Here is a 26,314-nt window from a genome sequence, read left to right as displayed (position 1 = left end):
TCCGAGAGAGGCTGATGTCTTAAATTTTTTATTTTGATGTTTTTCCAGAAACGACACTTGCCGGTACAAATCTGCCAATTCCAAGACAACCTACGGTCATTTTATGAATGACACTTTGTTTCAGCCGGAACCCCAAAAGGTTATTCATCATCTTTATGAATGACACTTTGCTTGTGCCGGGAACTCGAAATGTCATTCATCGCCTTTATGAGTGACATTTTGCTTGTACCGCAAACCCGAAATGTCATTCATCTCTTTTATGAATGACACTTGCTTGTGCCTGGACCTGTCATTCATCACCTTGTTGAAGAATGCTGCCCATTCAATTGCTCCTTGTTTTGGGACTGGTTCAGCAGCTCCTTGCGCCAGCTTGGTTCAGATGGGCCATCTCAATACCCGAACCAAAACTTCTGTCTTTTTTTTCAAAAAAAGAGATAGCCGTACAGTGCAGCTATCTCTTGCTCTCTCACCTTACCAGGTCTTGTACGGAGGCGATCCTGGAGGTGCGTTAACGATAAATTCAGTTATTGGAATCACATAGGCCATTGCGACGAGAAGCAGCATGGCGATAATCCAGATGCCCCAGCGTTCAGTCCAGTAAGGGGTTTTCGATCCATCTTCTTCTACGTCGGCGACAGGGAACTCAGTCAAGCCTTTCGGCGCGAAGAACATCATATTTACAACTGCATATACTTGTAAAATTACCCCAACGATTAAGAGCGTTCCGCCAATTGCCAGGAGCGCGAGATAAGGGTCCCAACCCAGTGCGGTTGCATGGTCGCCGTATGTGGAGTAGGAAGTCCGGCGAGGCGAGCCTAACAGCCCGACTGCATGCATTGCAAATGCCATCGTTGTCATGCCGATTGTCCATACCCATGTCTGGACAAGGCCGATTTTATTGATAGTCGGAGTCAGCACGCGGCCAGAGATATACGGGATAAGCCAGTAGCTGACGCCAAAGAATGTCATAATTACAGTCATGCCAAGTGTCAAGTGGAAATGGCCGGCTACCCACATTGTGTTGTGGACAACCTGGTTCAGTTGGTTTGTGCTTTGTACGATACCGCCTGCGCCGGCAGGAATGAATGCTACCATTGCCATGAACGGAGCAAGGAAGCGGACATCTTTCCAAGGCATTTTTTTGTACCAGCCGATAAGTCCTTTACCGCCGTTTCTTCTTGCTGTTTTTTCAAACGTAGCGAATAGTGCGTAAGCTGTCATCAAGGATGGGAACCCGATTGCAAGGCTCATGAATACGTGCATGTATTTCACTGCTTCAGAGATGCCAGGGTCAACGATCTGGTGATGGAAGCCGCCAGTAATGTTCATAACCACGAGGGAAATGATGACAACACGTGTCAATGTATCGCTCCAGCGCTTGCCGCCCATCAACTTCGGAATGACGACATACCAGGCAGAGGTTGCTGTTAAATACCAGATGTTAACGAGTGTATGTCCGAATGCCCAGAACAGTGTACGGGCGAGCATAACATTGATTGTTTCAACCCAGCCGAATGCCCATGGGATAATCATGAAGACTTCAATTGCCACAGGGATGGAGCTGAAGAACAAGAGTACAAAGACGCCGGTTGCGAAGTACGACATGATTGGTACGTGCTGGCCTTTATTTTGCTTCCGCCAAGTCGCAACCTGGATGAAGGCACCGAACGCTGCCACCCAGACGCCAACTACGATGAAGACGAGCCCGATGTAGAACCAAGGTGATGCCGCCATCGGAGGATAGAATGTGAACAAGACAGATGCTTTGTTGAGCAGAATTGGAATGACTGCCATCACAAAACCGAAAATTTTCAATCCGTATGCGACCCATCCCATTTTCCGTACCTTTGGAAGCAGTCCGCCGAAGTCATTGGACATTGCCGAGTAGAAATAGCCGATTGTGAAAAATGCTGTCATGACAAGGATTAATATAAGACCGTGTGCGGTAAGTACCTGATAATAGTTGAACCAGGTTGGCAATTGGAGAACTCCTGCTCGGTTAAGTCCTTGCAGCAATCCGAGCAATCCGCCGATCAGTAGTGATGCAAACGAGACTGCCATATATGATTTAGCGAGGACGGCATCCTTCGGGTTCATTGCGAATACTTTTGATGCCTTATCCTTAAATGTTTCTTTTAATATCGCATTCATGGTTTGATTCCCTCCCTTACTTCACCGTAATTGTTGTGCTCATGACCTGATGGCCTGCACCGCAATATTCATTACAAAGGACCAGGTAGCTTCCAGGCTTGTCGAATATTTGAGTGGTACGTTGGATATGGCCCGGGACAACCATCGTATTCAGGTTCGTACCGGCCACTTCAAATCCGTGGACAACATCTTTTGATGTAAGAATAAATGTTACTTTTGCGCCTTGAGGAACTTCAATGTTCATCGGCGTAAAACTGAATGCTTGTAGCGTCATGACCACTTCGTATTCGTTGTCGCCAACTTGCTTGAGGCCAGGTTCGTTAAATGGAGCAATTTGGTCGACCTTTTGCGGATCGATTGTTTCTTTTGCGCTCGGAGGCCCAAGTTCCAATGCGAACGTTTGATAACCAGTGATTAACATAAAAATCATAATGATTCCGAAGCTTAACGACAGCCAGACTTTTTCTGAACGATGCATGTGAAATCCCTCCTATAACCTGGCCATGAACAGGCCGAATAGTACAAAATACGTTATGACAATGACAGCCAACAGTCCGCCTAGTGAAATGAAAGTCCCAATCATCGATGTTTCTTTTTCCTTGCTTGCCTTTTTGATGCTGTTTAGCTTTGGCATTCAAATCAGCCCCTTTTCTTTTCTTACCTTCATGATAAATGGGAATGATTTTCAATAGTGTGAGGAATCTCACACCAGCAAAAAAAGACAAAAATTTCTATTTGGATTTTTTAAAAACGACTAAAACCCCCGTCGCTATAGGGGTTTGCATATTTAACAATGTGTAAATAGTGCTTACTCGAGGTGGTTTTTCGTGAGGATAATCATGACAAAATGGTGACGATTATAATAATGGGGGAGTTTGGTGAGAACTTGGGGAAAGTTTTTGATGAAAATAAAGAAGGCCCCACCCGGTTGCAGTTGAGTGCAAGCGAGGGGCGCCTCCCTAATCCTAATATATGGGCAGTGTCACGATGATCATAAGTAAAAAGATGATCATAATGTAATTAACGGAATAAAGGAACAGCAGCCTCGCCCATTTCAGGTCACTTTTTGCAAAAAAACCTTTAATGGCAATAGCCAGGAAACCGATATTCATAATGGTCGCCAGTCCGACGAATACCCAGCCAAGCGGCCATAAATAAAATGGCAGCGGCACAAGGCACAGGCTATAAATCAGGACTTGCCACTTCGTGAAAGCCATGCCGTGTACAACCGGCAGCATTGCCACCTTGGCAGCCTTGTACTCATCATGCTTCCTGATTGCAATCGCAAAGGTGTGAGGCATTTGCCAGAAAAACAGGATCAGAAACAAGATGATAGGGATCACTTGAAAGCTTGAATCGATGGCGCTCCAGCCAATCAGCGGCGGAACTGCACCGGAAATACTTCCAATTACTGTGTTCAATGTGTAACGGCGCTTCGACCACATTGTATATAAAAGCACGTATGTTACCCAGCCGACCAAGGCATAAAGTGTTGCTTCAAGCGAGACAAACAGAAGCATGGCCAGGCCGATCACGGACAAGACAAGCCCGGTAATAAGAACGGCTCGAAGCGAAAAACGCCCCGTTACCGTCGGCCTTTTCTTCGTCCGCTCCATAATCCGGTCAATGTCAACATCGTACCAGTTATTAAGCGCAAGCGCCCCTGCCATCACAAGCGTACTCCCCACAACCGTCAGCAAAAACACATCCAAGTGTGCCAAGAACGAAAACCCATTCCACCACACCGCCAACCAAAACCCACTAAACACCGGCAGCACATTCGCCACCAACACCGAACCCTTAAACAACAGCTTAATGTCATTTACCATTGGGGGTCAGACCCCTTTCGTGGACATTCTGCCTCTCAAACCCGCATTTCTTGGCGGTTGTGTCCTTCTGGAGTGGACAACAAGAGGCTAACTAATCCGTACTTGTTTTAGCTCTATTAACTAATATGTTGGTCTTTTTTGCAAGCAAGTTGCCCGCCGGTAAGTTTCTCAACATGCAGGCGGGCTGATTCGTTCTGTTATTATAATTTTTCCGCAAGGTTTTTAAACACATGCAAAAATATGATCCGAAATAAAAAGACACCTATTAACTGCTAAAGGAAGAAGATGGAAGGTAGAGGATTTTCAGTGAATTCAAGATCAATTGTTGGGGAGTTAACATAGTGGATGTAGTTTGAGGTTTGTGGTTCGGGGAAATAACCCAAAATCCTGTCAGTCTTCACAAAAGGAGAACTCTCCAAACCGGCATAGGCCCGGTAGCTGCTCCATTCATACTCTTCCAGGCTCATGACCATCCCGGCCTTCAACGGATTGCGATGAATATACCTGCTCAGTTCCACCTCATAATCCACAGAATGTACTAATTCCGAACCGTAGCGCTTGTCAAACACATGCCCGGCATATTCATACTTCTTGTTAAAATACGCTGCATACAAAGAGTTCAAGTACTGCATTATCTTCCATGGCGGATCATTTATTGTCTCAATCTGCAAATGAACATGATTTGTCATCAAGCAAAACGCATGAAGCACAAAAGGATACTTTTTTCTCGCTTTTTCCAACAGGAACAAAAACTTCTGATAATCCTCCTCATCAAAAAATAACATCTCTTTCCGAATTCCTCTGCTAGTCAAATGAAAGATCGCTCCAGGATACCAGCTTCGTCTCTTTCGCGGCAAAATTTATACCTCCTAATATATAAAAATAAATTAATAGAAAAGTGAAGCCAATGCAGTAGTGAAGAGTTAGTAAAGGGTAGATGAATGAAATAACGCAGAAATAAAAGAATCCGAGGAAGAAACTAATAGATGGATCAGAAGAAAAAATGGAAGAAAAAAGGTTAAATCTTTACCTATTACTTATTCCCTAATCATCCCTTAAACTCCTCCCGCAACAACAAATTTTTATGACCATCCCCTTAACTAGCCAACTAATTGTCCACTCCAAAAAGACAAACGTGAAAGAAAGTCCACAGCAGGGGTCTGACCCCTATAACTGACCCCTATAACGTTTATCTCTTTATCCGGAAGGGAACTTGTCATATATGGGGCATGTTGGTGCAAAGGGCATGCTTTGTAGATCGTAAGTATTAGGAGGAGGACAATTATGGAGAAGCAAATTATTGGTGGTGTGTTTGAGAGCCAGGAGGAAGCGGTTCGGGCGATTGAAACGCTGAAGGCGAAGGGTTTTGATCCGAATAACCTCTCTGTTTTTGCGAAAAGCAACGATGTTGTCGATGAAATCGAGGTCCGGACTGACGTTGAACCAGTTGACGGTGATGAGAATCCAACTAAAAAAATGGGCAAGGGGTTTGGTATCGGTGCCGGAACGGGCGGCGTCATCGGAGGAGTTACCGGACTGATTGCTGAAATTGGCCTGCTTGCCATCCCTGGAATTGGCCCGCTGGTCGCAGCAGGTCCAATTGCGGCAACCCTGACAGGAGCAGCAATCGGTGCAACTGGCGGCGGAATTGTCGGAGCTCTCACGGGAGCTGGCATATCCGAATCCGACGCAAAGGAATATGAAACTTTCGTCAAAGAAGGCAACATTCTCATTTTTGCCGAAGTTGAAGAGCACCAGCGCAATGAAATTCAGCAAGTCTTTACCGAAGCTAAGTCACTCAACAGGCATATGTATTTGTAGCAAATTAGGCCAGGCTCCTTGCCTGGCCTTTACTTTTTGGAAATCGGCCTACGCGATCTTGCCAGCATCCACCCTAAACTACACAAGTCTATTGTTGAAGAAGGACACCGTTTACAAATAATTCGGCTGTGCTTGAGACTTTTTCCACGGAAATTACGGTTTGGCCTGATTTCCCTGGATATTCATCCCCAACTTCGGAAAGTTCAGCCCCTTCCACTACTAGGTTTCCTAACCCAGATAGATTAAACTCGGTTACCTGTTGTTTTGACTTCAACCTGCTCTCATAATGAACCTCACCATTAACAGAAACGGTTCTTTTATGATCTACTGTATGGGTTTTCTCACCTCTAGTCCCTTCCCCAGTAATCCACTCTCACTGTCACTTCATACGTATCCACAGTAACATAGGTAAATTTTAGCCCACCCGCCCCAGCTTGCAGTTGACTATTGTTCCACCCCAACACCGTTTGCACATCTCCCTTGCCAACGAACCCTGTTCCTGTCGAAGCATCAAACGTAACTGACGCAAATACTGATCCTGCCATAATCCCCATTGCTAATGTTCCGGCTGCCAAACCTGATAATAGCTTTTTCATTTTTGATCTCCCCCCGTATCAATTAGTAGAGCTGTTCATTTTCCACAAACGAAAGTTCTCAATAAAGAACTACTAACTTCATTTTAAATTTACAATAGTTGAATGCTAACCTTTTCGTTCGACAGCCGGAAATTTACAGACGATAAAAAATTGAAAGTAAAAAAGCATTGGCTTCGGCCAATGCACATAAAGTGAGGAGGTAGCAACAAACTGCTAAGGAACCTACTAATAGTCCCTACTCAAAAGTATAAATTAAACAATAGTTGAATCAAAGGGTAATTAGCAGACAAAAACCGCAGAAAAAACGCATTTTTTGTAGAAGGAAAGTTATTAAAAACACTGGATTTATTTTGTAAGATAAACAAGAAAGATACATCACTTGACCAGGAGAACCTGATGACTACTACACTACGCAATTATATCTTTCTCATTTTTCTTCTCCCCAGTATTGGGGCTACAATCCTATACATTGACATTCCGAAAGAATTAGAATGGAATATCATTTTATTCCTGTTTATCATGGTCATTTTTGATCAAGTCAATCTCAAGGTATTTTCAGGCTTTGGTTATTCCTTCTTTAACGTGATCTTGTCATTAATCATCTTTGACAGGTTTTCAATTGTCTACGGTATCCTTTATCTCTTGCTGGACGCACTCGTGTCAATCCTTATCCAGAAACGAGGACGCCTTCAGACCATCATTTCATTGACATCCATCTATCTCCTTATCATAATTTTTTGTAACGAAATCTATAATGAACATTCCGACAAGAATTATTTTGCTCGCTACTTAACGACTCTGGGTATGCTGTTCCTAAGCATTCTGCTAAAATATCTTTATGTATTCCTTGAAACAGGGATCGTTTCAAGCAAGCTTTTTCTGGAAAGATTCGGTCCGATGGTGTTCGAAGTGTTATTAATTTTTCCGATTCTTGCTTTCTTCGACCAGTTAATTGTAAATCTAGTTCTTCTGCTCTTTTTATCTTATTATACGTTTATTGGTTATTTTCATAAGAAACTGATTTCGATAAACCAGACTCATATTGATGCACTTACTGAAAAAATTACGTCCAACTACAATATCAATGTTATCTTCCTCGACTTAAAGGAAATAAAGGGCGTTTTTCATGCAGGAGAACGGCTTGTAGTCATTAATGAAAACCTTGATTATCCGGAGCAGTTACAGACACTTATACATGAATTCCTTCACTTTTATTTGAGAAACTATAAGCTTCCAAAAAAAGGCGAGGAAATTTTAGTCACCTTTTGCGAAGCAATCATCAGCTGGTACTATATTGTAAGGCTCAAGGATACACACTACGAATCTACTTAGGGAAGTGGGAAATTTTATGTCAACGCCATTGGGGCTGGAATTAAGAAGGCTTAGGCAGGAAAAGGGATTAAGGCTTGAGGATGTGGCACATGGTACAGGCGTCACCCTCCAGTATTTAAGTATGATTGAAAAAGGGAATCGAAAATCTGTATCCTTTGAAATTATGGCGGATATTTCAAGATTTTATGGCGTTCCACTTGAGTATTTTGCCGCTTTTATTAAAGAGGAAGACACAGCTCCATTAACAGATGTTGAAATTATGCTATGGCAGGCCATTAACGAAAAGCTTCGTGATGATATTTACTACAAAAAAGGAAAATCCTTAAAACGCATCCTTGAAAAACTCTTTAAGTAAGAAAAGGTTTAAAAAAAGAAAAACATCCTTGACAGACAACCCTCCATACCCTCATAATGAAAATTAAACTCAGAAAATTCATACAATCTTACCTATATAGCAAAGCAATGATTAAGGCTAGTAAATGGAACATGGCGAAAGAGAGTGAAGCCCACCGGCTGAAAGGCTTCACCGTCCTCTGGCACATTGAACCTACCCTATGAGCTGCCAGGCAAACCTGGCCGCCCCTCCAGCGATACAGGAGTTGAGTAGCCATTTGTGACGTGCGCCCATAGCGCCGCACGACCCAGCAATTGGCTAATAAAGGTGGTACCACGGAAGAATGGCCTTTCGTCCTTTGCGGATGAAAGGCCTTTTTGCATTTATTTTTACAAGAAAAGCGCAAGCGCCTTGACCAGCGCCATACAAAATGGAGGGACTTCGACTGAGATAAAGGAATCACGAAGAGCGATAGCGATTCGATGATGACTTATCGTAACGAGGAGACCGAAGTACACTAGGAGCTATGCGCTCCTCATTACCCTATCGCGTAATTTCGTGCGATGTAATTTCGGGGAAGCTTACCTTTGTGGAGCTAGACATTAAAAAAGGAGGAGTTCCTATGAAAAAGCTAGTATTAATCGGAGCTGGATCGATCGCGGAAGCGTTGATCTCGGGAATCATTGCAAATGGCCTGATCGAAAGCCGCAACATCTGGGTAACAAACAGAAGCGACCAGGAACGCCTTCATTTTCTAAGTAAGACCTATGGTGTCACGGTAACCTACGAAAAGCACGACTTATTCGCTAATGCTGACGCCGTGATTCTCGCCATGAAGCCAAAGGACGCCAAAGCCGGCCTGCCACTTGTCCTTCCTTTTATAACGGATCAAATGCTGGTCATTTCTGTCCTCGCCGGGCTTTCAACCCAAACCATAGAAACCATGGCAAACAAAAATCTTGCTATTGTCCGGGCCATGCCAAACACCTCCGCCGCCATCGGAAAATCAGCCACAGGACTCGCCCTAAACAGACACGTCACGTCCCAACAAGCCGAACAGGCAAAAAAACTGTTCGAAACTGTCGGCCTTGCCACCTTCGTTGAGGAAACCCAGTTGGATGCAGTCACTGGACTTTCAGGCAGCGGGCCTGCATACATCTATTATCTCGTCGAGGCGATGGAAAACTCTGCAGCCGAAATCGGCCTTGATCGTCAGTTAGCCAAAGACCTCATCGTCCAAACCTTGATAGGCGCTGCCCAAATGCTCAAGGAATCGGAAAAACCGCCGCGCCAGCTCAGACAGGAAGTCACCAGCCCTGGCGGTACGACCGAAGCTGGCATCAGTGTCCTTGAGAACCATCACGTTCATCAAAGCCTGATTAATTGCATTAAGGAAGCCACTGCCCAATCCCGGAAACTCGGACAAATGATTAGCAGTGATATCCATGATAATCCAAAACTTTTCACTACTTAATCAAAATGGGCTACGCCCTTAGTTTGGCAACTCATTCCAAAAACGGGTGCATTTTTGCCCCACTCATATTAAAAAGCCTAAGGGAGTGGACAGTGTCCACTCCCTGCGCACAAAATCATTAAAATGTCCACAGCAGGGGTCTGACCCCTATGTTGACCCCCTGTTTTGCCCCCCTATTTAATCCTCGTCATTATAAATGTGTTGTCGCCGTAGGTGCTGTATTGGTCTCCCCGTTTTGCTTTTTTTGCGGGGATTTTATAGGTGCGGTCGGCAATGATCCAGTCGATTTTATCATCTGCGGCGATGGTAATTTTCATGTTGAGCTTTTCTGTTTGTGCGGCGACGTAGGTCATTAGGAACGGTTTATCCTCTGTAAACTTCTTCTGAGGAAGGTCGACTTTTTTACCATTGACTTTAAGCGATGATACGGTAAGCTCTGTCATCGACTTGACCATGATTTCTTCAGCCGCGCTGCCTGATGAAATTTCATATTCCAGCTCACGTACACCGTTTTTCACTTCATCGGCCACAACCTTGATTTCAGGGCCTTTCAACCCAAACATTTCAGCCTTAACAAAAGAACTATTGGGCCAATTCAGTATCGGAAAGATTTCATTCACATTCCCTTTCTGCACGTCTTCATTCACATAGTGTGAAGAATATTCATCCAGTGAATGGCGAGCCACCCAGTACGCCTCACCCTTATCTGAATCCATCAAATACGTGATGTCGCTAGCCTTAGGATGTTCTTCAGTAGGCTGGGACACGACGCTCACGGTATTAACCGCAACTACAACCAGGCCAGTCACCAGCAGCAAAGCCAGAACTGCACCTCCACCCTGCCCGACACTAAGCAGCAACCCCTGAATCGTCCTGCCGCCCTTGCCCATTCCAGAACCCCCGCCAAGCAAACCAAACACTGGCACCAGCAAGGCTCCCAGCAGCGAAACCAATACCATCAGCACACTAACCAAATTAATTGAAACGAGCATATGCACCAAATAAATGACCGGAACCACGATCAGGAAGGCCGGAACAGCTGCCACCGCCGCAACCACAATACTCTTCCGCGTAAACTCCTTCAACCAGAACACAACGTTCATTCCAACTAAAGCAAATAGAAGCGGCCAGACAAACACATAGCTTCCCGCTTTCAAAAACAAGCTTGTCGCGACAGCAAAGACGAGCCAAACCAGCAAAGCTCCCATCGCCAAGCTGCCCAATTTCATCCTCCGCCCCGCCCTGGTATATACAAAGCCCAGGAAGGAAAACACAATTAACGAAAACCCAGCGAGATATATTTTTCCAAACGAAACGTCCGTACCCATTAGCCACGCCATATCTGAAAATAAAGCAGTCAGCAGCTTCCAGCCAACAAGCCCAATCAGGAACGCCCCGGCTATCACGCCAAGCTGAACGGCAAAGCCTCCAACCATACCCTTAACCGATAGCAACCCACGATTTGAACCATGCACCATCGTTAGAACATACAGTACAACTACAACCAGCATCAATTGGAAAACCATTAACTCAGGATAGGTAGCCATCACCCCGCCCAAAAGATTGAAGAACACTTGATTTCCTTTCCGGTCCTCTCCAAGATCCAACTCGCCGAAATGCCTTACAAGACTCAGCATATACTCTCCGTGATGCTGGAGGCTATCCTTATCAAGCTCTTCAAGGCTGTCACTCGTCGTATGGTAGTGGCTCACGCCTTCACCAAAGGCGAAATTCATTCCAGCAAGTCCTGCCTCTTTGAAAATCGAAAGGTCGGTATCATTCGGCAGCAATTTATATAGGCTATAAATAAAAGAATGTGCAACCGGCGATGGCGCGGCCTCGGCAAACTCCTTCACAAGCCAGCCGTTGTTGTCGCTCGTTTCAAACATAAATGATGGTCCTTCATTCCCGCGCGCTTCGAAATTCAAGACGAGCCCGACCTCATCGGCCCATGGGTGCTCCCCGACAAAAGCCTTAGCCCCAAGCATCCCGTTCTCTTCGCCGTCTGTTAAAAGAATGATTACATCATTCGCCAAAGGTCCCTCTTCTTTTAAAATTCTGACCGTTTCAAGAATCGCCGCTACACCTGCACCATCATCCGAAACCCCTGGACTACCAGGCACCGAATCATAGTGCGCCGCCAGCATAATCGCCTTAGACGAGTCCTTCCCATCAATCCGCGCGACAATATTCTCAACCGTGCCCCCTGTAATAAATCCTTTTGGCATATGAACACTCTCGGCCTTTTGCACCTCAGGCTCCACCCCGAAGCCTTCAAGTGTTTCAAGCAGGTAATCCCGGACTCGGTCATGTTCCTTGGACCCGAGCGGATGTGGCCTGACCGCAAAATTTTCCAAGTATGAAAACGCCCTGTCTGCCGAAAATGCATCTGCCTTACCGGTCGCCTTCACTGCTTCGGGCGTCCTCAGCTGCAAAAAACTCGCTGCTATCGCACCAATCAAAATCAGCGCAACAAGTAAATATGCTAAAAAGGGCTTCCCTGCTTTGCCCACTTTCCCCTTCACTTCCATGTTCACTACAGTCTTCATCATCCATCCCCCTAGGAAACTTTGTAGCTTCATTATCGGGCATGACTGGTCACACCAAACAGTGAACTTAGTCATAAAGCTGGTCATATGACTTTTTATGACTATTAGAGGAGAATGCCACAACGCGCCGAATTAGTTAGAAGGTCCTATTTTTTTCAAAAAGAAGGAATTGTTCATGGATAAAAAAACCGAAACCCATTGGGTCTATAAAACCGCACAGCTCATCCGAATTATCTGGTTCCTGTTCCACCTCGTGCTTTTGCCTGTATTCATGGAATCGTCCCCATCATTATGGATTGTGCTGCCCTTGTTCTTTGCAGCTTTCCTATTCCCACAATGGCCTGGAAAAAGAAAGGCCAATTTCAGTTTTTCCTATCATCCAGTCCTTGAGCTAATGTTTAGCGGCTTATTCCTAATTGTTGGCTGCTATTTTCTTGGTGAAGTTTCGTCCTTTCTCGCCTACCCAGCCCTTTGTGCAGGGATTTACAGCACTTCTGGTAAAAAAAGAGCCTGGCTGTGGACTGCATTTTCGATAGTCCCCTTCTTGGCCGTGCTTGCAGTCGGACTTGATCACTTCGGGATGGGCGTCATTGAAGGGGTATTCTTTTACGGGATCGGGATTGCAATTGCAAATGTGCTAGAGACTGAGCGAAGGGCGAATATTTTATTAGAAGAAAACCGCCGGCAAAACCAGCTTTTGGAGGAATACGCGAAGCAGATTGAAAAAATCACCCTGCTGGAGGAACGGAACAGGCTTGCCCGGGACCTTCATGACACAGTCGGCCATACATTCACCTCGGTCATAATGGGACTGGATGCCGCATCGTACCTGATTGAAACCTCGCCGGTTAAAGCAAAAGAACAGGTTGAACGGCTCGGGGATGTTATGCGCCAATCACTGGGTGAAATCCGGAACCATATCCACCAGATTGCCCCCGCCGGAGAACCCGAAGAACTCGCGGCACAGCTAAAAAGAGTCACCAGCCAATTCGTCCTGCACACCAACATCCAAGTTGATTTCGAGCATACAGTAAAGGGTCCTGCCACCGCGTCCTTGAATGTGACACTGACGCTGACCCGCTGCCTGCAGGAGTCGCTTACAAATGCAGTTCGCCATGGTGGGGCAACATTGATTCTAGTCACTCTCAATGAAGATCCGTCGAGGGTTACACTCACTATTAAGGACAACGGCACCGGCATGGATACTGCAGGTTTTGGATTCGGGTTAAATGGAATGAAAGAGCGGATTGATGCGCTCAATGGAGAATTGAAAATTGAGTCGGGGCCAGGAACGGGAACTAAGGTCACCTGCTTAGTACCCATTTTAAAGAGGAGGATGGAAAATGATTAAAGTGTTAATCGCTGATGATCAGGAATTGATTCGTGAGAGCCTTTCAATTGTCCTCGGCGGGGAGGTGGATTTTGAAATCGTCAGTACGTGCGGTAACGGAAAACTTGCCATTGACCAAGTACATTTGCATGCTCCGGACATCGTTCTGATGGACATTAATATGCCCGAAATGGACGGAGTTTCGGCGACGCGGGAAATTAAAGAAGATTTCCCCATGGTAAAAGTGATCATGCTGACAACATTCCAGGAACTTGACACCGTCCGGGATGCACTCGCAGCGGGAGCTGAAGGCTATCTTCTGAAAGCCGTCCATCCCAAAGACTTAGCCGCTGGCATTCGCCTCGTCCACCATGGCGGCACACTCATCACCCAGGAAGTCGCCAAACAGCTAATCTCCGAATGGATCAACCCGGTAAGGAACCAGGATCCTCAGGGGTCTGCCGCCGCAAACAGGCAACCGGGGGCTGACCCCATAATTAACACCAGCTTGGGACCGGCTTCCACTAGGAAACCGTTTACATACGGCCTGACAGAACGCGAAACCGAAATCCTGCAACATCTCGCCAAGGGCTCAACAAACAAAGAAATCGCACGAAACCTCTACCTAACCGAAGGCACCGTCAAAAACTACATCTCAAGCATTTACTCCAAACTCGATGTCACCGGCCGTCCCAAAGCGGTATTCAAAGCCAAAGAGGAAGGAATTATTTAGGGGGCATAAAGGTGGTGGGTACCTCCAATACCGGATCCTGCCAATAGTAATTGTTATAAGAAAAGGCCATGTCAAAGATTGATACCGTGGACACGGCCTTTCTTTGAATTTAATCCTAGTTCTTCCCAAAGCTTCTGTCTATATCCCTCTCAAACATTGATTTCTGCCTTTGCTCGACGGGCATGCAATCAAAGTCTTTTCCGGTAGTGGGTTTATCTCGTGGAGGCGATGGAAAACATTCTGCAGCCGAAATAAGCCTTGTACTTCAGTTGACCAGTGACCTCATCGTCCATATTCTGAAATCGGCGCCCAGACACCGCAACAAATGCTAACAACTATATGATGCTTGGCGCATTAATGATTACTGCTGGTCTTCTGATTGCTATTAGAACTAGGAAAATTAGACTCTAACAATCAACCATCCCAATTCTTCGGAAGAGGGATGGTTTTTCATTTTTTGACACCTTTTGACAAAAATATAAATTTCTCCATAATACTATAGTCACGACTTCAATTTTTTGGTATTCTAGTAGAAGCCTTTTACTAATTTTGGAGGATACAACCTTGAGAACTGAAAAAAAGAAAAAGAAACGCTGGCTTAAATTCACCCTTGTCACTTTATTAGTTTTAGCACTAGCGGTAGGAACATATGCCTTTACAGTATATAGATCATTAAACGCTGCAGTTGATGATATGCATCTGCCAATTAACCGCGACAAATCACCAAAACGGACTGAACAAGTCACACTAACTAAAAAAGAACCTTTTTCTGTCCTGGTCCTCGGTGTTGACGAGCGTCAAGGTGACCGTGGCCGCTCCGATACAATGATCGTCCTGACCGTAAATCCTAATCAGAATTCTGTTAAAATGCTGAGTATCCCCCGTGATACTCGTGCTGAAATCGTTGGAAGAGGAACAGAGGATAAACTAAATCACGCCTATGCTTTCGGTGGTGTGGAAATGTCAATGGACAGTATTGAACAATTTCTTGATATTCCGATTGATTATTATGCTCAAATAAATATGGAAGGGTTCAAGGATATCGTTGATGCTGTAGGTGGAGTAACAGTTACGAATTCATTCGAATTCTCTTCCGATGGTGAAACTTTCCCGAAAGGCCAAATCACGCTAGATGGAGACTCCGCTCTAAAATATGCAAGAATGAGATACGAGGACCCACGAGGAGACTTCGGCCGTCAGAACAGACAGCGCGATATTATCCAGGCGGTTATTAAGGAAGGAGCGTCCCTTTCTTCCCTAACTAACTTTGGCGATATTTTTGGCGCACTAGGTAAAAACGTTCGTACCAATCTCCAGTTTGAACAAATGATGGATATCCAGAAGAATTACCGATCCGTGGTCGGTGATGTTCAGCAGATGGAAATCAAAGGCGGCGGCAAATTAATAAATAAGATTTATTACTATCTGGTACCTGAGGAAGAACAGGCCCGAATCCAGACCGAACTGAAACAGCACCTCGAACTAAACTAAATTTTGAACAAGCGGCTATTGATGAATAGCCGCTTGTTTGTTATCTTTTTGTCTTTACCTGGCATTTCGCCAACCAACTCAATAATATGTATGACCGAAAAGGTTTAAACTCGCATTTTCTTCTTCCTTTCTTCGCCTTGAATTTTTTACTTTCAGGAACGCTGGCAAATCCAGATCTACTATGGAATAATTCTCTAAGAAAATCGGCTTGCATCTTCAAATTTACAGCTCCCCGCTCTCTCCGCTAAAAAAACGAAACCTCCCGTCCAAGTAAACCGTCTAATAATTTAAAACCATGCAAGAAGGCGAGCGACATGAAAAAATATAAATCTACAAAGTCCGATTGGATCGTAAGGAGTTTATATGCCTTGAATATAGCCATTATTCTCATTCTTGGCCTAGCCATCTGGCTTTTCTACAATAAACCCGAATACATCAAAACCATCGCAAACCTCTTCTAACCCTGTAGCCTAACTAAACATAATAAAGCAAATCAAAAAGACAAGCCCCATCACTAACTTAATCCCAAACAAAAAGAGGCATCCCACAGACACCTCTTAATAAAAGAAACCACCACCCAGCCTGTCCATACCACACGGACACTTCTAACAAAATGTCCACAACAGGGGTCTGACCCCTATTTAACCCTTATTCTACAATTTCAATGTGCTTCCGGTGTCGAGCATGAAGGTGTCGAATTGCTGGAAGTTTTTGAATTGGAGGGTGTTGCCGAATGCGCCTAGGATGTTGTCGAGGTCGAAGGATACCTGGTTGACGTTGCCTGAGAGCAGTCCTTCTTCCATTTTGAGAAAATATTTGCGGAACATCACATAGCGGTCTGCAATTGCTGCGGATGATTCCATTCGAGTTCGCAATTAAATGCGCCAACTTCAAAATCGTTTGTTTCTCCTCAGCTGTCAACTCATTCAAAAACATCGTCACCCAACCTTATTTGTAACGTAAAAAGACTGGAAATTCGTCCAAAACTTCCCGTCCCTTATTACTCTTTTCTACTATAATCACGAACTAACTCTATCCTGCATGGTTAATATCCCAGTTGGGCAGTTTAACAATTGGAACCGAAAGGTAAAGGTTAATTGAGGTGATAAGAATGGCTGAAACCCAAACACTTACTGACTTTTTGTCAAAAGCGGAAGATGCAAAAGGGCAGGCAACGTTATTTTTAAACGAAAGCGAAATCCCTCAAGAAGGAACACCGCTTGGAGATGAGGACAGCACGGCAGGTGACTCCCTGCACATAAAAGTGGATCTTGTTCTTGATACAGGATCCGAAAAACACACGTTCACCAAGGAATACAGAGACGACCTTATGTATGAGGAAGACATGAAGCTTATAACTGAACTTCGGGAAAAGATGTCATTCGTGAACGGAAACCCCAAGGAATAACCGAAAAACCACCCAGTTCAATCGGGTGGTTTCTTCTATTCTAATCTTTATGATCGTACACCAGCCATTTCGACCCGCTTTTATAAAAATAAATTGTCGAGATAAAGTTCCCTCTCATTTCGTTGACATGATACTGGGATACCATGAGATATTCCCTGCCATTTTTCACATAGTTGGTGATGGTTGGTTTCTTCGGTTCATAGTCCAGCTCCCAATCAATCGGGTAAATCGCCAAGCCCCATATTTCCGTTTCAATCACATGGAAGAGAGGGGTGCCGGATTTATCCTTCCCGGCCGTCCGGAATTGCTGTTTAAAGTACCTGTCCGTAAATCCCTTGGTGAATCCAGGTGCCATGATTGAGTAAATCTTTGCCTTTGTATAATTCCGCTCCCACGTCACCCTTTGGATACTGATGGCCCGATCGGTGATTTTCTCCGCTGTTGCTGCAGACATCTTTTTGTAAAATCTCAAGTAGTTATCGCTCACATACGCTTTCTTCGACTTATACTTGATTTGCGCCCAGCCATTTTTGATAAAATAAACAGTTACTTTTGTTTTGTTTTTTAGCGTGCCAATAACCTTATACTTCGTTCCCGGGCCACTTCGCACATTCAACAGGCCGCTCTTCACATCGACGACACCTGTCGTTGCTGCCGCCTCAACACGATTGAACGGGACAAATATTCCAATGGCCAGTATAAAAGCCACCAACCATTTAATAAGTTTACTCCCCGCCATTCCCGGACCCTTCCCTACAAGCTCCATCCAGCATCCCTTCCCTTATGGAAATCATTTCTATTTAACTCATACTCTCTGTTTGCCTTTGATATACCGCATATGAAAAAATATAAATAAATTTATGGAGTTTGTTTCCACTTATGAAATTATAATAGACATAAGTAAAGGGGGCGATTTCATGGGGGAAGAGGAAAACAAGTGGGCTCTACTAGTAAGATTTCTGGCAGGCACGATTTTAACCCTGGCAATTGTAGTCGGTTTTTACCTGGCGATAGAGGAAACACCCTATAACTATATTACCAATACCTCAAAAAACTTCTCTTGGAAAAAATTCCTTACCTATGCTGCAGGCGGAACCTTTAGCTTTATCATTTTGTATGCTATTGCAGAGATGATATCAATCCTTCACGATATTCGGAAAAAGCTTTATAAATAGAAAAGGTGCGCACACTAATACGCACCTTCTTTAAATGTGGTTACTGCTTCCCCTGCCTAAAACATACTCAGGCTATATTTTTCGGACAGCAGCTCCAGCAGTTTGATTCCGCCAATGCTGTTGCCCTTTTCATCCAGGGCGGGGCCAAAGATTCCTATTCCAATTTTGCCGGGGACGGCGCCCATGATTCCGCCGGAGACACCGCTTTTGGCTGGGATGCCAATCTTAATAGCGAACTCACCAGAAGCATTGTACATACCGCAAGTGACCATGAAGGTTTTGCAAATCCTCGCAACATCCTGGGGCATGATTCGCTTTCCTGTTGCCGGATTCATTCCATCCATCGCAAACACCAACCCGATATCGGCCAGGTCGCGGCAATCCATTTCAATCGCGCATTGCTTTGTATATAAATCCATGAGCGGCTCGACATCCTCGGTGACTACTCCGTGATGTTTTAAAAAATAGCATAAAGCCCGGTTTAAATGAGCCGTTTCAAATTCAGACCTGGCGACAGCCTCGTTATAGCCAATATTCTCGGCACCCGCCATGTCACGGATAAACCTCAGCAGCCGCTCAAGCCTTTCCTCGACCGAACTCCCCTTGATCATATGCGTCACAGCCAGCGCTCCCGCATTGATCATCGGATTCAACGGCTTGGCAATCCCCATCGTTTCAAGCTTGGCAATCGAGTTAAACGGGTCACCCGTCGGTTCCATTCCAACCCGCTTAAACACATAGTCATACCCGCGGTCCATCAGCACCAGAGCCAGGCTAATTACCTTTGAAACACTTTGAAGGGTGATTTTCTTATTTACATCTCCTGCCGCAATGCAATTTCCATCCGGATAATGGACGGCAATTGACAGGTCATGGGGGTTCGCCTTTCCCAACTCCGGGATATAATCGGCCACCTTCCCTTTTTCCGTAACAGGTCGCGCTTTTTCCACCAGCGCAATCAATTCCTCGCTTGATTTACAGAGCATATTCATCACCGCTCTTAGTATGCTCCAAACGCTTCTTTTATAAAGGTCATATTAACGATTGATTTCCACTCAACAAAGCCAAGTTTCGGAGAATAATCCTCGCACGAAAACTATACGGTAGTATTGTTTAATGAAGATTTTCAAACAAGCCTTTGCGCCTTCCGCTTTAATCAACTCTTTTAATTTTCCAACTAATTGTTATTTCTTCAGTAATTTAAAAAGCAGCCATGGACACTGAAATCCTGCTGCTTTCGTTTGTAGTGAAGCTGGTTGGCCGCTAACTATACTTCGACTGTTTCCCCAGATGGGTTAGCTATTAAAAACTGCCGGATCCGCTCGGCTGCCACAGCAAGCCTATCAGCTGGCTGGACAAGCGCGATACGTACGTACCCTTCTCCCTGTTTGCCGAACGCGTCACCCGGGACGACGGCCACTCCGGCTTTTTCAATCAAATCGAAGGCAAACTGACGGGACGTCCACCCTTCAGGAATCCTGGCCCATACAAACATCGTTGCCGCCGGTGAATCGACTTTCCACCCACCTTTTGTTAACCCTTCTATTAAGACATTCCGCCGCTCTTCATACACCTTTACCTGTTCATCGAGGATGGAATGATCCCCAGTCAAGGCTGAAGTGGCTGCCTTCTGGATTGGTAGAAACACCCCGTAATCCATATGTGACTTTAACGAGGCAAGGATTTGCAGCGCCTGGGCATTCCCAGCAACATAGCCAATCCGGCACCCGGCAACATTGAATGTTTTCGACAGCGAGTTGAACTCGATTCCAACCTCTTTTGCCCCTTCAACCGACAGGAAACTAATTTGGGGATTGCTATCAAAAATGAGCTCGGAATAGGCAAAGTCATGGACAACGAGAATCTCATACTTCCTCGCAAATTCGACGACCTTTTTGAAAAAACGGCGGTCTGCAATTTGCGGGACAGGATTTCCCGGATAACCGAGAATCATCATTTTTGTTCTTTTTAAAACGTCCTCCGGTATATCCTCGAAAACGGGAAAAAACCCGTTTTCCTCAAACAGTGGCATTGGATAGATGTTCCCTCCGGCAATCGTTACACCCGCTTCGTATATTGGATAGCCCGGGTCGGGCACAAGAACATATTCCCCCGGATCAACCAGCGCAATCGCCAGGTGCGAAAGCCCGTCATGCGATCCCATCAGCTGGAGTACTTCTGCGGACGAATCAAGTTCAACCCCATACCGCTTTTTGTAAAAATAGCTGACAGCTTCATTAAATTCAGCTGTCCCTTTCAGCGTGTAGCCATAATTCGACGGATCCATGCTGTACTCTGCAATGGTATCCATAACCTGTTTCGGCGGGGGCAAATCGGGGCTGCCGACACTTAAATCAATCACATCCATACCCCGTTTGAGGCATCCCTGTTTACGATTGGCAAGCTCCGTAAAAATTCCCGTCGTCAACTTTTCCATTTTAGTGGAAGCAACTAGATTCATTGTGCCCGAGTCCCCTTTTGATATGTAGATTTCGAAATTTTTAATTAATATTTTTATAGAGTATACCACATAGGAAAAGAAGCAGGGAACACTCCCTGCTTCACACATTGCTGAAATGGATTATCGTCTATTACTTAGAAAGGGACTCTGACCTTCAAAAAAATTCCGGTTGATTATCTACACTCTAATAAAGAAACTCTCACTTGCGAAAATTTCATTCGATTATTTAGCCTCTAATTAAAGAAACTCTCACCCGCGGAGAACTTCGGTCGATTTTAAAAGCAAACCTAAGCAACTTTCTTTTGTGCATCCTTTGTCCCCTTCGTCAGTGTAAAGAAGGAGATTGCCCCTATTAATGTAGTAGTAAAAAGGATTGCTCCCAGCGGTACCGCGGTTGTTTCATCGATTCCGACGAGCGGGGAAACAGCAGAGCCGATCAATAAAGGGAACATCCCCAAAAACGCACTAGCACTTCCAGCCCGATGTCCCTGCTTTTCCATCGCAAGTGAAAAAGAGCTGGTCAGGACCACACCCATCGCGGTCATGTAAATATAAATCGAAATTACTAGAGAAGCGAGGGGGCCTTTTACAAATGTCATGATTAAAAGGACTGCCGTGGCAGTTAATGCTGTAAGCACCGCCGTCCGCAAAAGTGCCCTCTCCCGTCCGCTAAAACGGCCAGTGAGATAACTTCCTGAAATCAACGCAATGCCATTTATTCCAAAAAGAATACTGAAGGTTTGCGGGGAAACTCCGTAAATTCCCTGATACACAAAAGGAGTCCCTGACACATATGCAAAACTTCCGCCGTGGATAAAGCCGACAATAAGGGCATATCCCATGAATGAACGGTCCTTTAACAACCCGCCCATTGCCCGTAAAGTCGAGCCGATCGAGCTTGGTGTCCGCTGCTCCTCAGGCAATGTTTCCTTTAATTTGATTCCAACAACAGCCAGGATGATGAATCCTATTAAGCCTAAAAACAAAAAGATCGTTCCCCAATTTGCAAATGGCAATAGGAGGATCAGCCCGCCGGCAATCGGCGCAACCAGCGGTGCTACTGTCGTAATCACCATCAAAAGCGAATAAAACTTCGTCAGAGCCTCACCATCGAAAATATCTCTCACAATTGCCCGGGAAAGGACAATTCCTCCAGCCGCAGTCAATCCCTGCATGAAACGGCCAACAATCAGCATCTCAATATTTGGCGCCAATGCGCAAAACAGTGAGGAAAGCGCAAAAAGAAAAACGGAAATCAAAAGCGGCTTCCGTCTCCCCTTTGAATCACTAATCGGCCCAACAATCAGCTGTCCGACCGCAATACCAAGCAAGCAAGCTGTGAGACTGAGCTGCACAAGTGAAGCCTGGGCACCAAGGTCCTCCGCGATTTCCGGAAAACTCGGCAAATACATATCAATATTCAACGGACCCAAAATAGAAAGCATACTAAGAAGAAATGCCAAACCAATCCGCTGTTTTCCTGTAGGGTTCTTCAACATACACCAAAACACCTTTCCAACGATGAAAATATTGTTTTAGTGTAGGGCAGAGTTGGCAATGTGTCCACTAGAAGGTATTTCTAATTAGGGTCGGTCGGTGGGCAACCCTCTTACATTAAGCCACCTGCGATAGTAGAAATGTACTCTCCATCAAGTTTTCTGCTATACTCACTATACAATTCCTGGATATAAGGTGGTTCATTATGAAGAGGTTTGCCAATTTAGACAACGTGTCAAACAATAAAACATTTCAGGACATGCGGCGATGGCAAAAGGAACGCCGCAGTAAGGTGAAGGATTTAACGGTCAACATCGAGCAAAGCCCTGTTAAAAAAGTGAAGGAACTAGCGGAAAATCGCAGTCGGAAATCTTACACTTGGATCGGCCACTCCACATTTTTGATCCAGCTCAACGGCTTGAACATACTCACTGACCCAGTTTGGGCGAAGCGGATGGGATTTCAGAAGCGCTTGACTGAGCCTGGCCTTCGACTGGACGAGCTCCCGGAAATTAACATCGTAGTAATTTCCCACGGGCATTTTGATCATCTCGACTTCCCTACCCTCCGGAAACTGAAGGGCAATCCACAATACTTCGTTCCGGCAGGCTTAAAGGCTCTTTTTTTAAAAAAAGGCTTTGGAAAAGTTGTCGAAATGAACTGGTGGGATTGCGAGGAGTTTGGCGGGTTGCGAATCCACTTTGTACCGGCCCAGCATTGGACAAGGCGATCGCTGAACGATATGAATACCTCCCACTGGGGCGGATGGGTGTTCGAACGGAATGGCGAAGGAGGAGAAACTTTCTACTTCGTTGGTGATACAGGTTACTTCCGTGGGTTCAAAGAGATTGCAGCCAAGTTCGAAATCGATACGGTGTTTATGCCAATCGGCGCCTACGAACCTGAGTGGTTCATGGCCGCCTCGCACATTTCACCAGAGGACAGCGTTAAGGCGTTTATTGAGCTGGGTGCACGCCGCTTTGTTCCCATGCACTACGGCGCCTACCGGTTAGCCGACGACACCGGCCCCGAAGCGCTCGAACGGCTGCTGCGCGCGTGGGCCGAGCAGGGGCTGCCGGAGGAGCGTTTGAAGGTGATGTTGATTGGGGAGAGTGTTTTCTAGGGAACTTTCACTTATATATTAGTGTGACTTTGGTGGATTAATCTCCTGTTACAGGACCACGATTTATCCACTAAATTGGTTTGGTGGATTAATCTCCTGTTACAGGACCACGATTTATCCACTAAATTGGGTTCGTGGATTAATCTCCTGTTACAGGGCCACGATTTATCCACTAAATTGGTTTCGTGGATTAATCTCCTGTTACCGACCACGATTTATCCACTAAATGGGGTTTCGTGGATTAATCTCCTGTTGCCGTGCCACGATTTATCCACCAAATGGGGTTTCGTGGATTAATCTGCTGTTACCGACCACGATTTATCCACTAAATGGGGTTTCGTGGATTAATCTCCTGTTGCCGTGCCACGATTTATCCACTAAATGGGGTTTCGTGGATTAATCTGCTGTGCGACCACCCACGATTAATCCACTAAATTGGTTTCGTGGATTAATCTCCAATCGCTGTTCCAAGATTAATCCACGAAATGGGACTAGGTAAATTTTTGCCTTTTCTCACCAAATAAAGCAGTTCATTCATAATAGGCTAGTTTATCAGCTCCCACTTTTTTAAAATTCTGCCTAAGTATATTATTTATCCTTCTTTTGGACTCTACTATCCCACCACACCATTCATATATAATTTTTGTGGTAACCGGTTCATCCGGAAACAACATCTGAAATTCCCTCACCTGCCGGATTACCGCGTCAACCACCTTTTCCTCCTCGCCACATGCGCAGACACATTTCTTGCCCACCACCGTCACAGACAAAGACCCGCACTTCCAGCATCTAAACCCCTTCCGCAAACCCTTAAATGTATACGTTGGGAACTTATCATAACGTGACTCATTTTGATGCAGGCCAGCCAGTTTTTCCGCCAACCGCCATTGCTTATCACCCAAACCGGCAGGCGCATTATTCAGGTTTCGCAAAAAAGGATAAAGCTGAGTAGGAAGAATGAAAGGTTTGTCAAGAGGAGCCTGGAACAAAGTAAATTCGGAATTGACGAAAACAACTGAAGCATTAATGTGGAAGGAAGAATAGCCTAACTCGCGGAGCAACTGGCGGAGCACAGTTTCACATCTTTTCAACTGGGTTAGAGGATTATCAACCTCATATTTAGGCCGTTTAAACAAGCGATCCTCTCGAAAATCATAAAAATACTCTCCATCAAACGTTTTCACATCAAACAAATAAATCAGGTCCGCCGTAATTATCAGCGTATCAATCTGAAACAACCGGCCGCCAACCTCCAGCAGCAAATCATTCAGCACAATGCATTCACACTGCAGCTGCTCCGTCAAACCATCAAACTGCACCTCCCCCTCAAATCCCTTTACCAAATTACAATAATACGACCACTCGTCATCAGACAGCTTCATCCGTCCCGCCAGCGAATCATAAATGACAAGCTTTTTAGACTTACACCGATTTTTGTACGCCATACTCTCATCCTTCCTTTGGAAAAATTGGTCGACGCGAAAAACGCGCCATCGTCAGCCAGAATACTACGCCAAAAACATAGCAGAGCTTAGCATGCCCAATTCCTTAGTTTCCGGGCTTACGTAGCTACTTTCCACACCAACCGAAACAGACCTTCTCAAATTTAAATATTTTTTGAATTTTTCGTGAATTTTATGTGTCTTTTTTCTGACAATTGTAATAAAATAAAAGCAGAGGAAATATTATACTTATATAGTTTTTAACACCATTATTAGTGAAAACCATATTAAACGGAAGGATGATGGGGATGGAAGCGAATGTGTGCCAACACTGCGGGCAGGCTGCATTTGTAGTTGAGAAGGAAGCACAGGATAAAAAGGGGTTTCTTTATATTTTGTTAGGGTGGCTGTTCGTCGCTCTTTCAGTAGTGTTCCTGCCGCTTCTCTTCGGAGGGGCAGCATTGTATATGGGTGCAATGACATTCTTTGACCGGAGCCGCACCCATGGAGCAATCCTGATGGGAGCTGCCATGTTTGCTACATTGCTGGGACTGCTGTTCAGCGTGTTTGTAGCGGGGACAATATTAATCTAGTAAAAGCGAGAAGGCATTCAGCGAATAATGCCTTCTCTTAATTTCGTTGAGGGGAACTAGGGCGGTTCTCGTGTGCCACAGCCGCCATCTGTGGTTAAACAAGAATGCTAGATAAGGGCTTTTAATCGTTTTATTACGGAATGTACAGTGAGTCTGTGATAGGCAATTAAATTGTTCTTGTAAACTACTCCATAGACTCCAAATGGGGTTGGCGAAAAAGCCATCAATTCCTCTCGGGTTTTGATGTCAATAATGGTTGTACTTATACCCAGCCTGGCTGCTCCTGTTACAATGTTTTCAGTTGCGATATCGACAAATGGGCATTGCTGTGTCCGGATTATTGTCAAATCGTTAAATCGTCCGAGCCGCTCCTCCCAATCATTTGGAAAAAAGGGGTCCGGTGAAGGGTGCAATTTATGGACAAGCAACCCAAATCCGTAAGGGGCCCGGCCTATCTCTTCAAAGCCATTCTTTACGAATATCTCCTTACTTGGTGTCCAGGAAGTATCGGGATTTGTAATCACGATTACCCCGGCCTTATTTTGTTGCTTTGCATCTTGAAGACATGTTTGGATTAATTTACTGGCATACCCTTTGCCTGTAACGCTAACCCATAAGCAATGAATAACCAAATAATTTTCACCAAATACAACTCGTGAAGAATATTCAATCGGAGTATATTCAATAAACCCCGCTTGTTTGCCATTCTCCATTATTTTTATGTACTTTAAACCTTCATCAAATCTTCCCATAAGCCAACTGTTTTTATTTTTGTATCCTTGTGAATTAGGTTTACTGCGCAAGCAAAAGCAGCCTTGGTCGTCTAGGTTTTCTTCGGTTATCTCTATCACTTCAATCGTTTCCACAGCTTCTCCCCTTGTTTGTTTATAATACTAATACAATACCATAAATTGTAATATATGAAAAAAGGACGGTTCGTTGCCTCCGAGGAAGCTAAGAACCGTCCCTTATATT

At 45.0% G+C, this 26,314-nt stretch carries 27 protein-coding genes and 1 pseudogene; 13 read left to right on the top strand and 15 right to left on the bottom strand.

Going from position 1 to position 26,314, the window contains the following annotated elements:
* Window positions 1-471 precede the first annotated feature (471 nt).
* The 5 genes from AM500_RS05975 to AM500_RS05960 form a co-directional block, all read right to left on the bottom strand.
* A complete protein-coding gene (locus AM500_RS05975) occupies window positions 472-2,151 on the bottom strand; it encodes a cbb3-type cytochrome c oxidase subunit I (RefSeq protein ID WP_053598420.1) in 1,680 nt (559 codons plus the stop codon).
* 16 nt (window positions 2,152-2,167) lie between these two features.
* Window positions 2,168-2,629 (bottom strand): cytochrome c oxidase subunit II, encoded by a 462-nt coding sequence (locus AM500_RS05970; protein ID WP_053598419.1) that lies wholly within the window; start codon window positions 2,627-2,629, stop codon window positions 2,168-2,170.
* Window positions 2,630-2,641: 12 nt separating this feature from the next.
* Window positions 2,642-2,785, bottom strand: coding sequence for a cytochrome c oxidase subunit 2A (locus AM500_RS25380; protein WP_156319760.1), 144 nt, complete (start codon window positions 2,783-2,785; stop codon window positions 2,642-2,644).
* Window positions 2,786-3,116: 331 nt separating this feature from the next.
* Window positions 3,117-3,980 carry a heme o synthase gene (gene cyoE / locus AM500_RS05965; RefSeq protein ID WP_053598418.1) on the bottom strand — a complete coding sequence of 288 codons (864 nt, stop codon included), beginning with the start codon at window positions 3,978-3,980 and terminating at the stop codon, window positions 3,117-3,119.
* Between the two features lie 272 nt (window positions 3,981-4,252).
* On the bottom strand, window positions 4,253-4,837 hold the full coding sequence (locus AM500_RS05960; protein ID WP_053598417.1) for a transposase: 585 nt from the start codon (window positions 4,835-4,837) through the stop codon (window positions 4,253-4,255).
* A gap of 427 nt (window positions 4,838-5,264) precedes the next feature.
* Between AM500_RS05960 and AM500_RS05955 the strand changes: the two genes are divergently transcribed.
* Entirely contained in the window at window positions 5,265-5,801 is a 537-nt protein-coding gene (locus AM500_RS05955; RefSeq protein ID WP_053598416.1) for a general stress protein, read from the top strand.
* An 88-nt stretch (window positions 5,802-5,889) separates the two neighbouring features.
* On the opposite strand, the gene AM500_RS25375 is transcribed toward AM500_RS05955, so the two are convergent.
* Together AM500_RS25375 and AM500_RS05950 are read right to left on the bottom strand one after the other, a co-directional pair.
* A complete protein-coding gene (locus AM500_RS25375) occupies window positions 5,890-6,075 on the bottom strand; it encodes a hypothetical protein (RefSeq protein ID WP_156319759.1) in 186 nt (61 codons plus the stop codon).
* 73 nt (window positions 6,076-6,148) lie between these two features.
* The gene (locus AM500_RS05950) at window positions 6,149-6,397 is read right to left on the bottom strand and encodes a hypothetical protein (protein ID WP_053598415.1); all 249 of its coding nucleotides are present in this window, start codon (window positions 6,395-6,397) and stop codon (window positions 6,149-6,151) included.
* A 396-nt stretch (window positions 6,398-6,793) separates the two neighbouring features.
* On the opposite strand from AM500_RS05950, the gene AM500_RS05945 reads away from it, so the two are divergent.
* From AM500_RS05945 to proC, 3 genes are all read left to right on the top strand, one after another.
* On the top strand, window positions 6,794-7,729 hold the full coding sequence (locus tag AM500_RS05945) for an ImmA/IrrE family metallo-endopeptidase (RefSeq protein WP_053598414.1): 936 nt from the start codon (window positions 6,794-6,796) through the stop codon (window positions 7,727-7,729).
* 16 nt (window positions 7,730-7,745) lie between these two features.
* On the top strand, window positions 7,746-8,084 hold the full coding sequence (locus AM500_RS05940) for a helix-turn-helix domain-containing protein (protein ID WP_053598413.1): 339 nt from the start codon (window positions 7,746-7,748) through the stop codon (window positions 8,082-8,084).
* A 601-nt stretch (window positions 8,085-8,685) separates the two neighbouring features.
* Window positions 8,686-9,537, top strand: a complete 852-nt coding sequence (gene proC / locus AM500_RS05935) for a pyrroline-5-carboxylate reductase (RefSeq protein WP_053598412.1) — start codon at window positions 8,686-8,688, stop codon at window positions 9,535-9,537.
* A gap of 173 nt (window positions 9,538-9,710) precedes the next feature.
* Here proC and AM500_RS05930 read toward each other — a convergent pair whose 3' ends face one another.
* On the bottom strand, window positions 9,711-12,089 hold the full coding sequence (locus AM500_RS05930) for a M20/M25/M40 family metallo-hydrolase (RefSeq protein WP_231688117.1): 2,379 nt from the start codon (window positions 12,087-12,089) through the stop codon (window positions 9,711-9,713).
* A gap of 172 nt (window positions 12,090-12,261) precedes the next feature.
* Between AM500_RS05930 and AM500_RS05925 the strand changes: the two genes are divergently transcribed.
* The 5 genes and pseudogenes from AM500_RS05925 (at window position 12,262) to AM500_RS25370 (ending at window position 16,101) form a co-directional block, all read left to right on the top strand.
* On the top strand, window positions 12,262-13,437 hold the full coding sequence (locus AM500_RS05925) for a sensor histidine kinase (RefSeq protein WP_053598410.1): 1,176 nt from the start codon (window positions 12,262-12,264) through the stop codon (window positions 13,435-13,437).
* On the top strand, window positions 13,430-14,149 hold the full coding sequence (locus AM500_RS05920; RefSeq protein WP_053598409.1) for a response regulator transcription factor: 720 nt from the start codon (window positions 13,430-13,432) through the stop codon (window positions 14,147-14,149). Before AM500_RS05925 ends, AM500_RS05920 begins: the two co-directional genes overlap by 8 nt.
* Before the next feature lie 321 nt (window positions 14,150-14,470).
* Window positions 14,471-14,560, top strand: a pseudogene (locus AM500_RS26385) (LPXTG cell wall anchor domain-containing protein); the annotation flags it as partial.
* A gap of 153 nt (window positions 14,561-14,713) precedes the next feature.
* Window positions 14,714-15,640 (top strand): polyisoprenyl-teichoic acid--peptidoglycan teichoic acid transferase TagU, encoded by a 927-nt coding sequence (gene tagU, locus AM500_RS05915; protein ID WP_053598408.1) that lies wholly within the window; start codon window positions 14,714-14,716, stop codon window positions 15,638-15,640.
* 314 nt (window positions 15,641-15,954) lie between these two features.
* A complete protein-coding gene (locus AM500_RS25370; protein WP_156319758.1) occupies window positions 15,955-16,101 on the top strand; it encodes a hypothetical protein in 147 nt (48 codons plus the stop codon).
* Window positions 16,102-16,293: 192 nt separating this feature from the next.
* On the opposite strand, the gene AM500_RS05910 is transcribed toward AM500_RS25370, so the two are convergent.
* On the bottom strand, window positions 16,294-16,515 hold the full coding sequence (locus AM500_RS05910; RefSeq protein WP_053598407.1) for a hypothetical protein: 222 nt from the start codon (window positions 16,513-16,515) through the stop codon (window positions 16,294-16,296).
* A 236-nt stretch (window positions 16,516-16,751) separates the two neighbouring features.
* On the opposite strand from AM500_RS05910, the gene AM500_RS05905 reads away from it, so the two are divergent.
* Window positions 16,752-17,048, top strand: a complete 297-nt coding sequence (locus tag AM500_RS05905; protein ID WP_053598406.1) for a hypothetical protein — start codon at window positions 16,752-16,754, stop codon at window positions 17,046-17,048.
* A 40-nt stretch (window positions 17,049-17,088) separates the two neighbouring features.
* Here the strand turns inward: AM500_RS05905 and AM500_RS05900 are convergent, their stop codons facing one another.
* Complete coding sequence (locus tag AM500_RS05900; protein ID WP_053598405.1) at window positions 17,089-17,814, bottom strand: SH3 domain-containing protein; 726 nt, start codon at window positions 17,812-17,814, stop codon at window positions 17,089-17,091.
* Between the two features lie 151 nt (window positions 17,815-17,965).
* Between AM500_RS05900 and AM500_RS05895 the strand changes: the two genes are divergently transcribed.
* Complete coding sequence (locus tag AM500_RS05895) at window positions 17,966-18,223, top strand: hypothetical protein (protein ID WP_053598404.1); 258 nt, start codon at window positions 17,966-17,968, stop codon at window positions 18,221-18,223.
* Window positions 18,224-18,279: 56 nt separating this feature from the next.
* Here AM500_RS05895 and glsA read toward each other — a convergent pair whose 3' ends face one another.
* The 3 genes from glsA to AM500_RS05880 all read right to left on the bottom strand — a co-directional run bounded on the left by glsA (window position 18,280) and on the right by AM500_RS05880 (window position 22,183).
* Window positions 18,280-19,209, bottom strand: coding sequence for a glutaminase A (glsA, locus tag AM500_RS05890; protein ID WP_053598403.1), 930 nt, complete (start codon window positions 19,207-19,209; stop codon window positions 18,280-18,282).
* A 281-nt stretch (window positions 19,210-19,490) separates the two neighbouring features.
* Window positions 19,491-20,684, bottom strand: coding sequence for an LL-diaminopimelate aminotransferase (locus tag AM500_RS05885; RefSeq protein ID WP_053598402.1), 1,194 nt, complete (start codon window positions 20,682-20,684; stop codon window positions 19,491-19,493).
* Window positions 20,685-20,971: 287 nt separating this feature from the next.
* Window positions 20,972-22,183, bottom strand: a complete 1,212-nt coding sequence (locus AM500_RS05880) for a Bcr/CflA family efflux MFS transporter (protein WP_053598401.1) — start codon at window positions 22,181-22,183, stop codon at window positions 20,972-20,974.
* A 200-nt stretch (window positions 22,184-22,383) separates the two neighbouring features.
* Between AM500_RS05880 and AM500_RS05875 the strand changes: the two genes are divergently transcribed.
* Entirely contained in the window at window positions 22,384-23,304 is a 921-nt protein-coding gene (locus AM500_RS05875; RefSeq protein WP_053598400.1) for an MBL fold metallo-hydrolase, read from the top strand.
* A 530-nt stretch (window positions 23,305-23,834) separates the two neighbouring features.
* Here the strand turns inward: AM500_RS05875 and AM500_RS05870 are convergent.
* Window positions 23,835-24,749 carry a nuclease-related domain-containing protein gene (locus tag AM500_RS05870; protein WP_053598399.1) on the bottom strand — a complete coding sequence of 305 codons (915 nt, stop codon included), beginning with the start codon at window positions 24,747-24,749 and terminating at the stop codon, window positions 23,835-23,837.
* A 305-nt stretch (window positions 24,750-25,054) separates the two neighbouring features.
* On the opposite strand from AM500_RS05870, the gene AM500_RS05865 reads away from it, so the two are divergent.
* A complete protein-coding gene (locus AM500_RS05865) occupies window positions 25,055-25,339 on the top strand; it encodes a hypothetical protein (protein WP_053598398.1) in 285 nt (94 codons plus the stop codon).
* A 107-nt stretch (window positions 25,340-25,446) separates the two neighbouring features.
* Here AM500_RS05865 and AM500_RS05860 read toward each other — a convergent pair whose 3' ends face one another.
* The gene (locus AM500_RS05860; RefSeq protein WP_053598397.1) at window positions 25,447-26,205 is read right to left on the bottom strand and encodes a GNAT family N-acetyltransferase; all 759 of its coding nucleotides are present in this window, start codon (window positions 26,203-26,205) and stop codon (window positions 25,447-25,449) included.
* Between the last annotated feature and the right edge of the window lie 109 nt (window positions 26,206-26,314).

The sequence above is a fragment of the Bacillus sp. FJAT-18017 genome (genome assembly GCF_001278805.1).
In the GTDB taxonomy this organism is placed as follows: domain Bacteria; phylum Bacillota; class Bacilli; order Bacillales; family Cytobacillaceae; genus Bacillus_D.
Note: the sequence above shows the minus strand (reverse complement) of the source record. Positions and strands in the feature narration are given on the sequence as shown.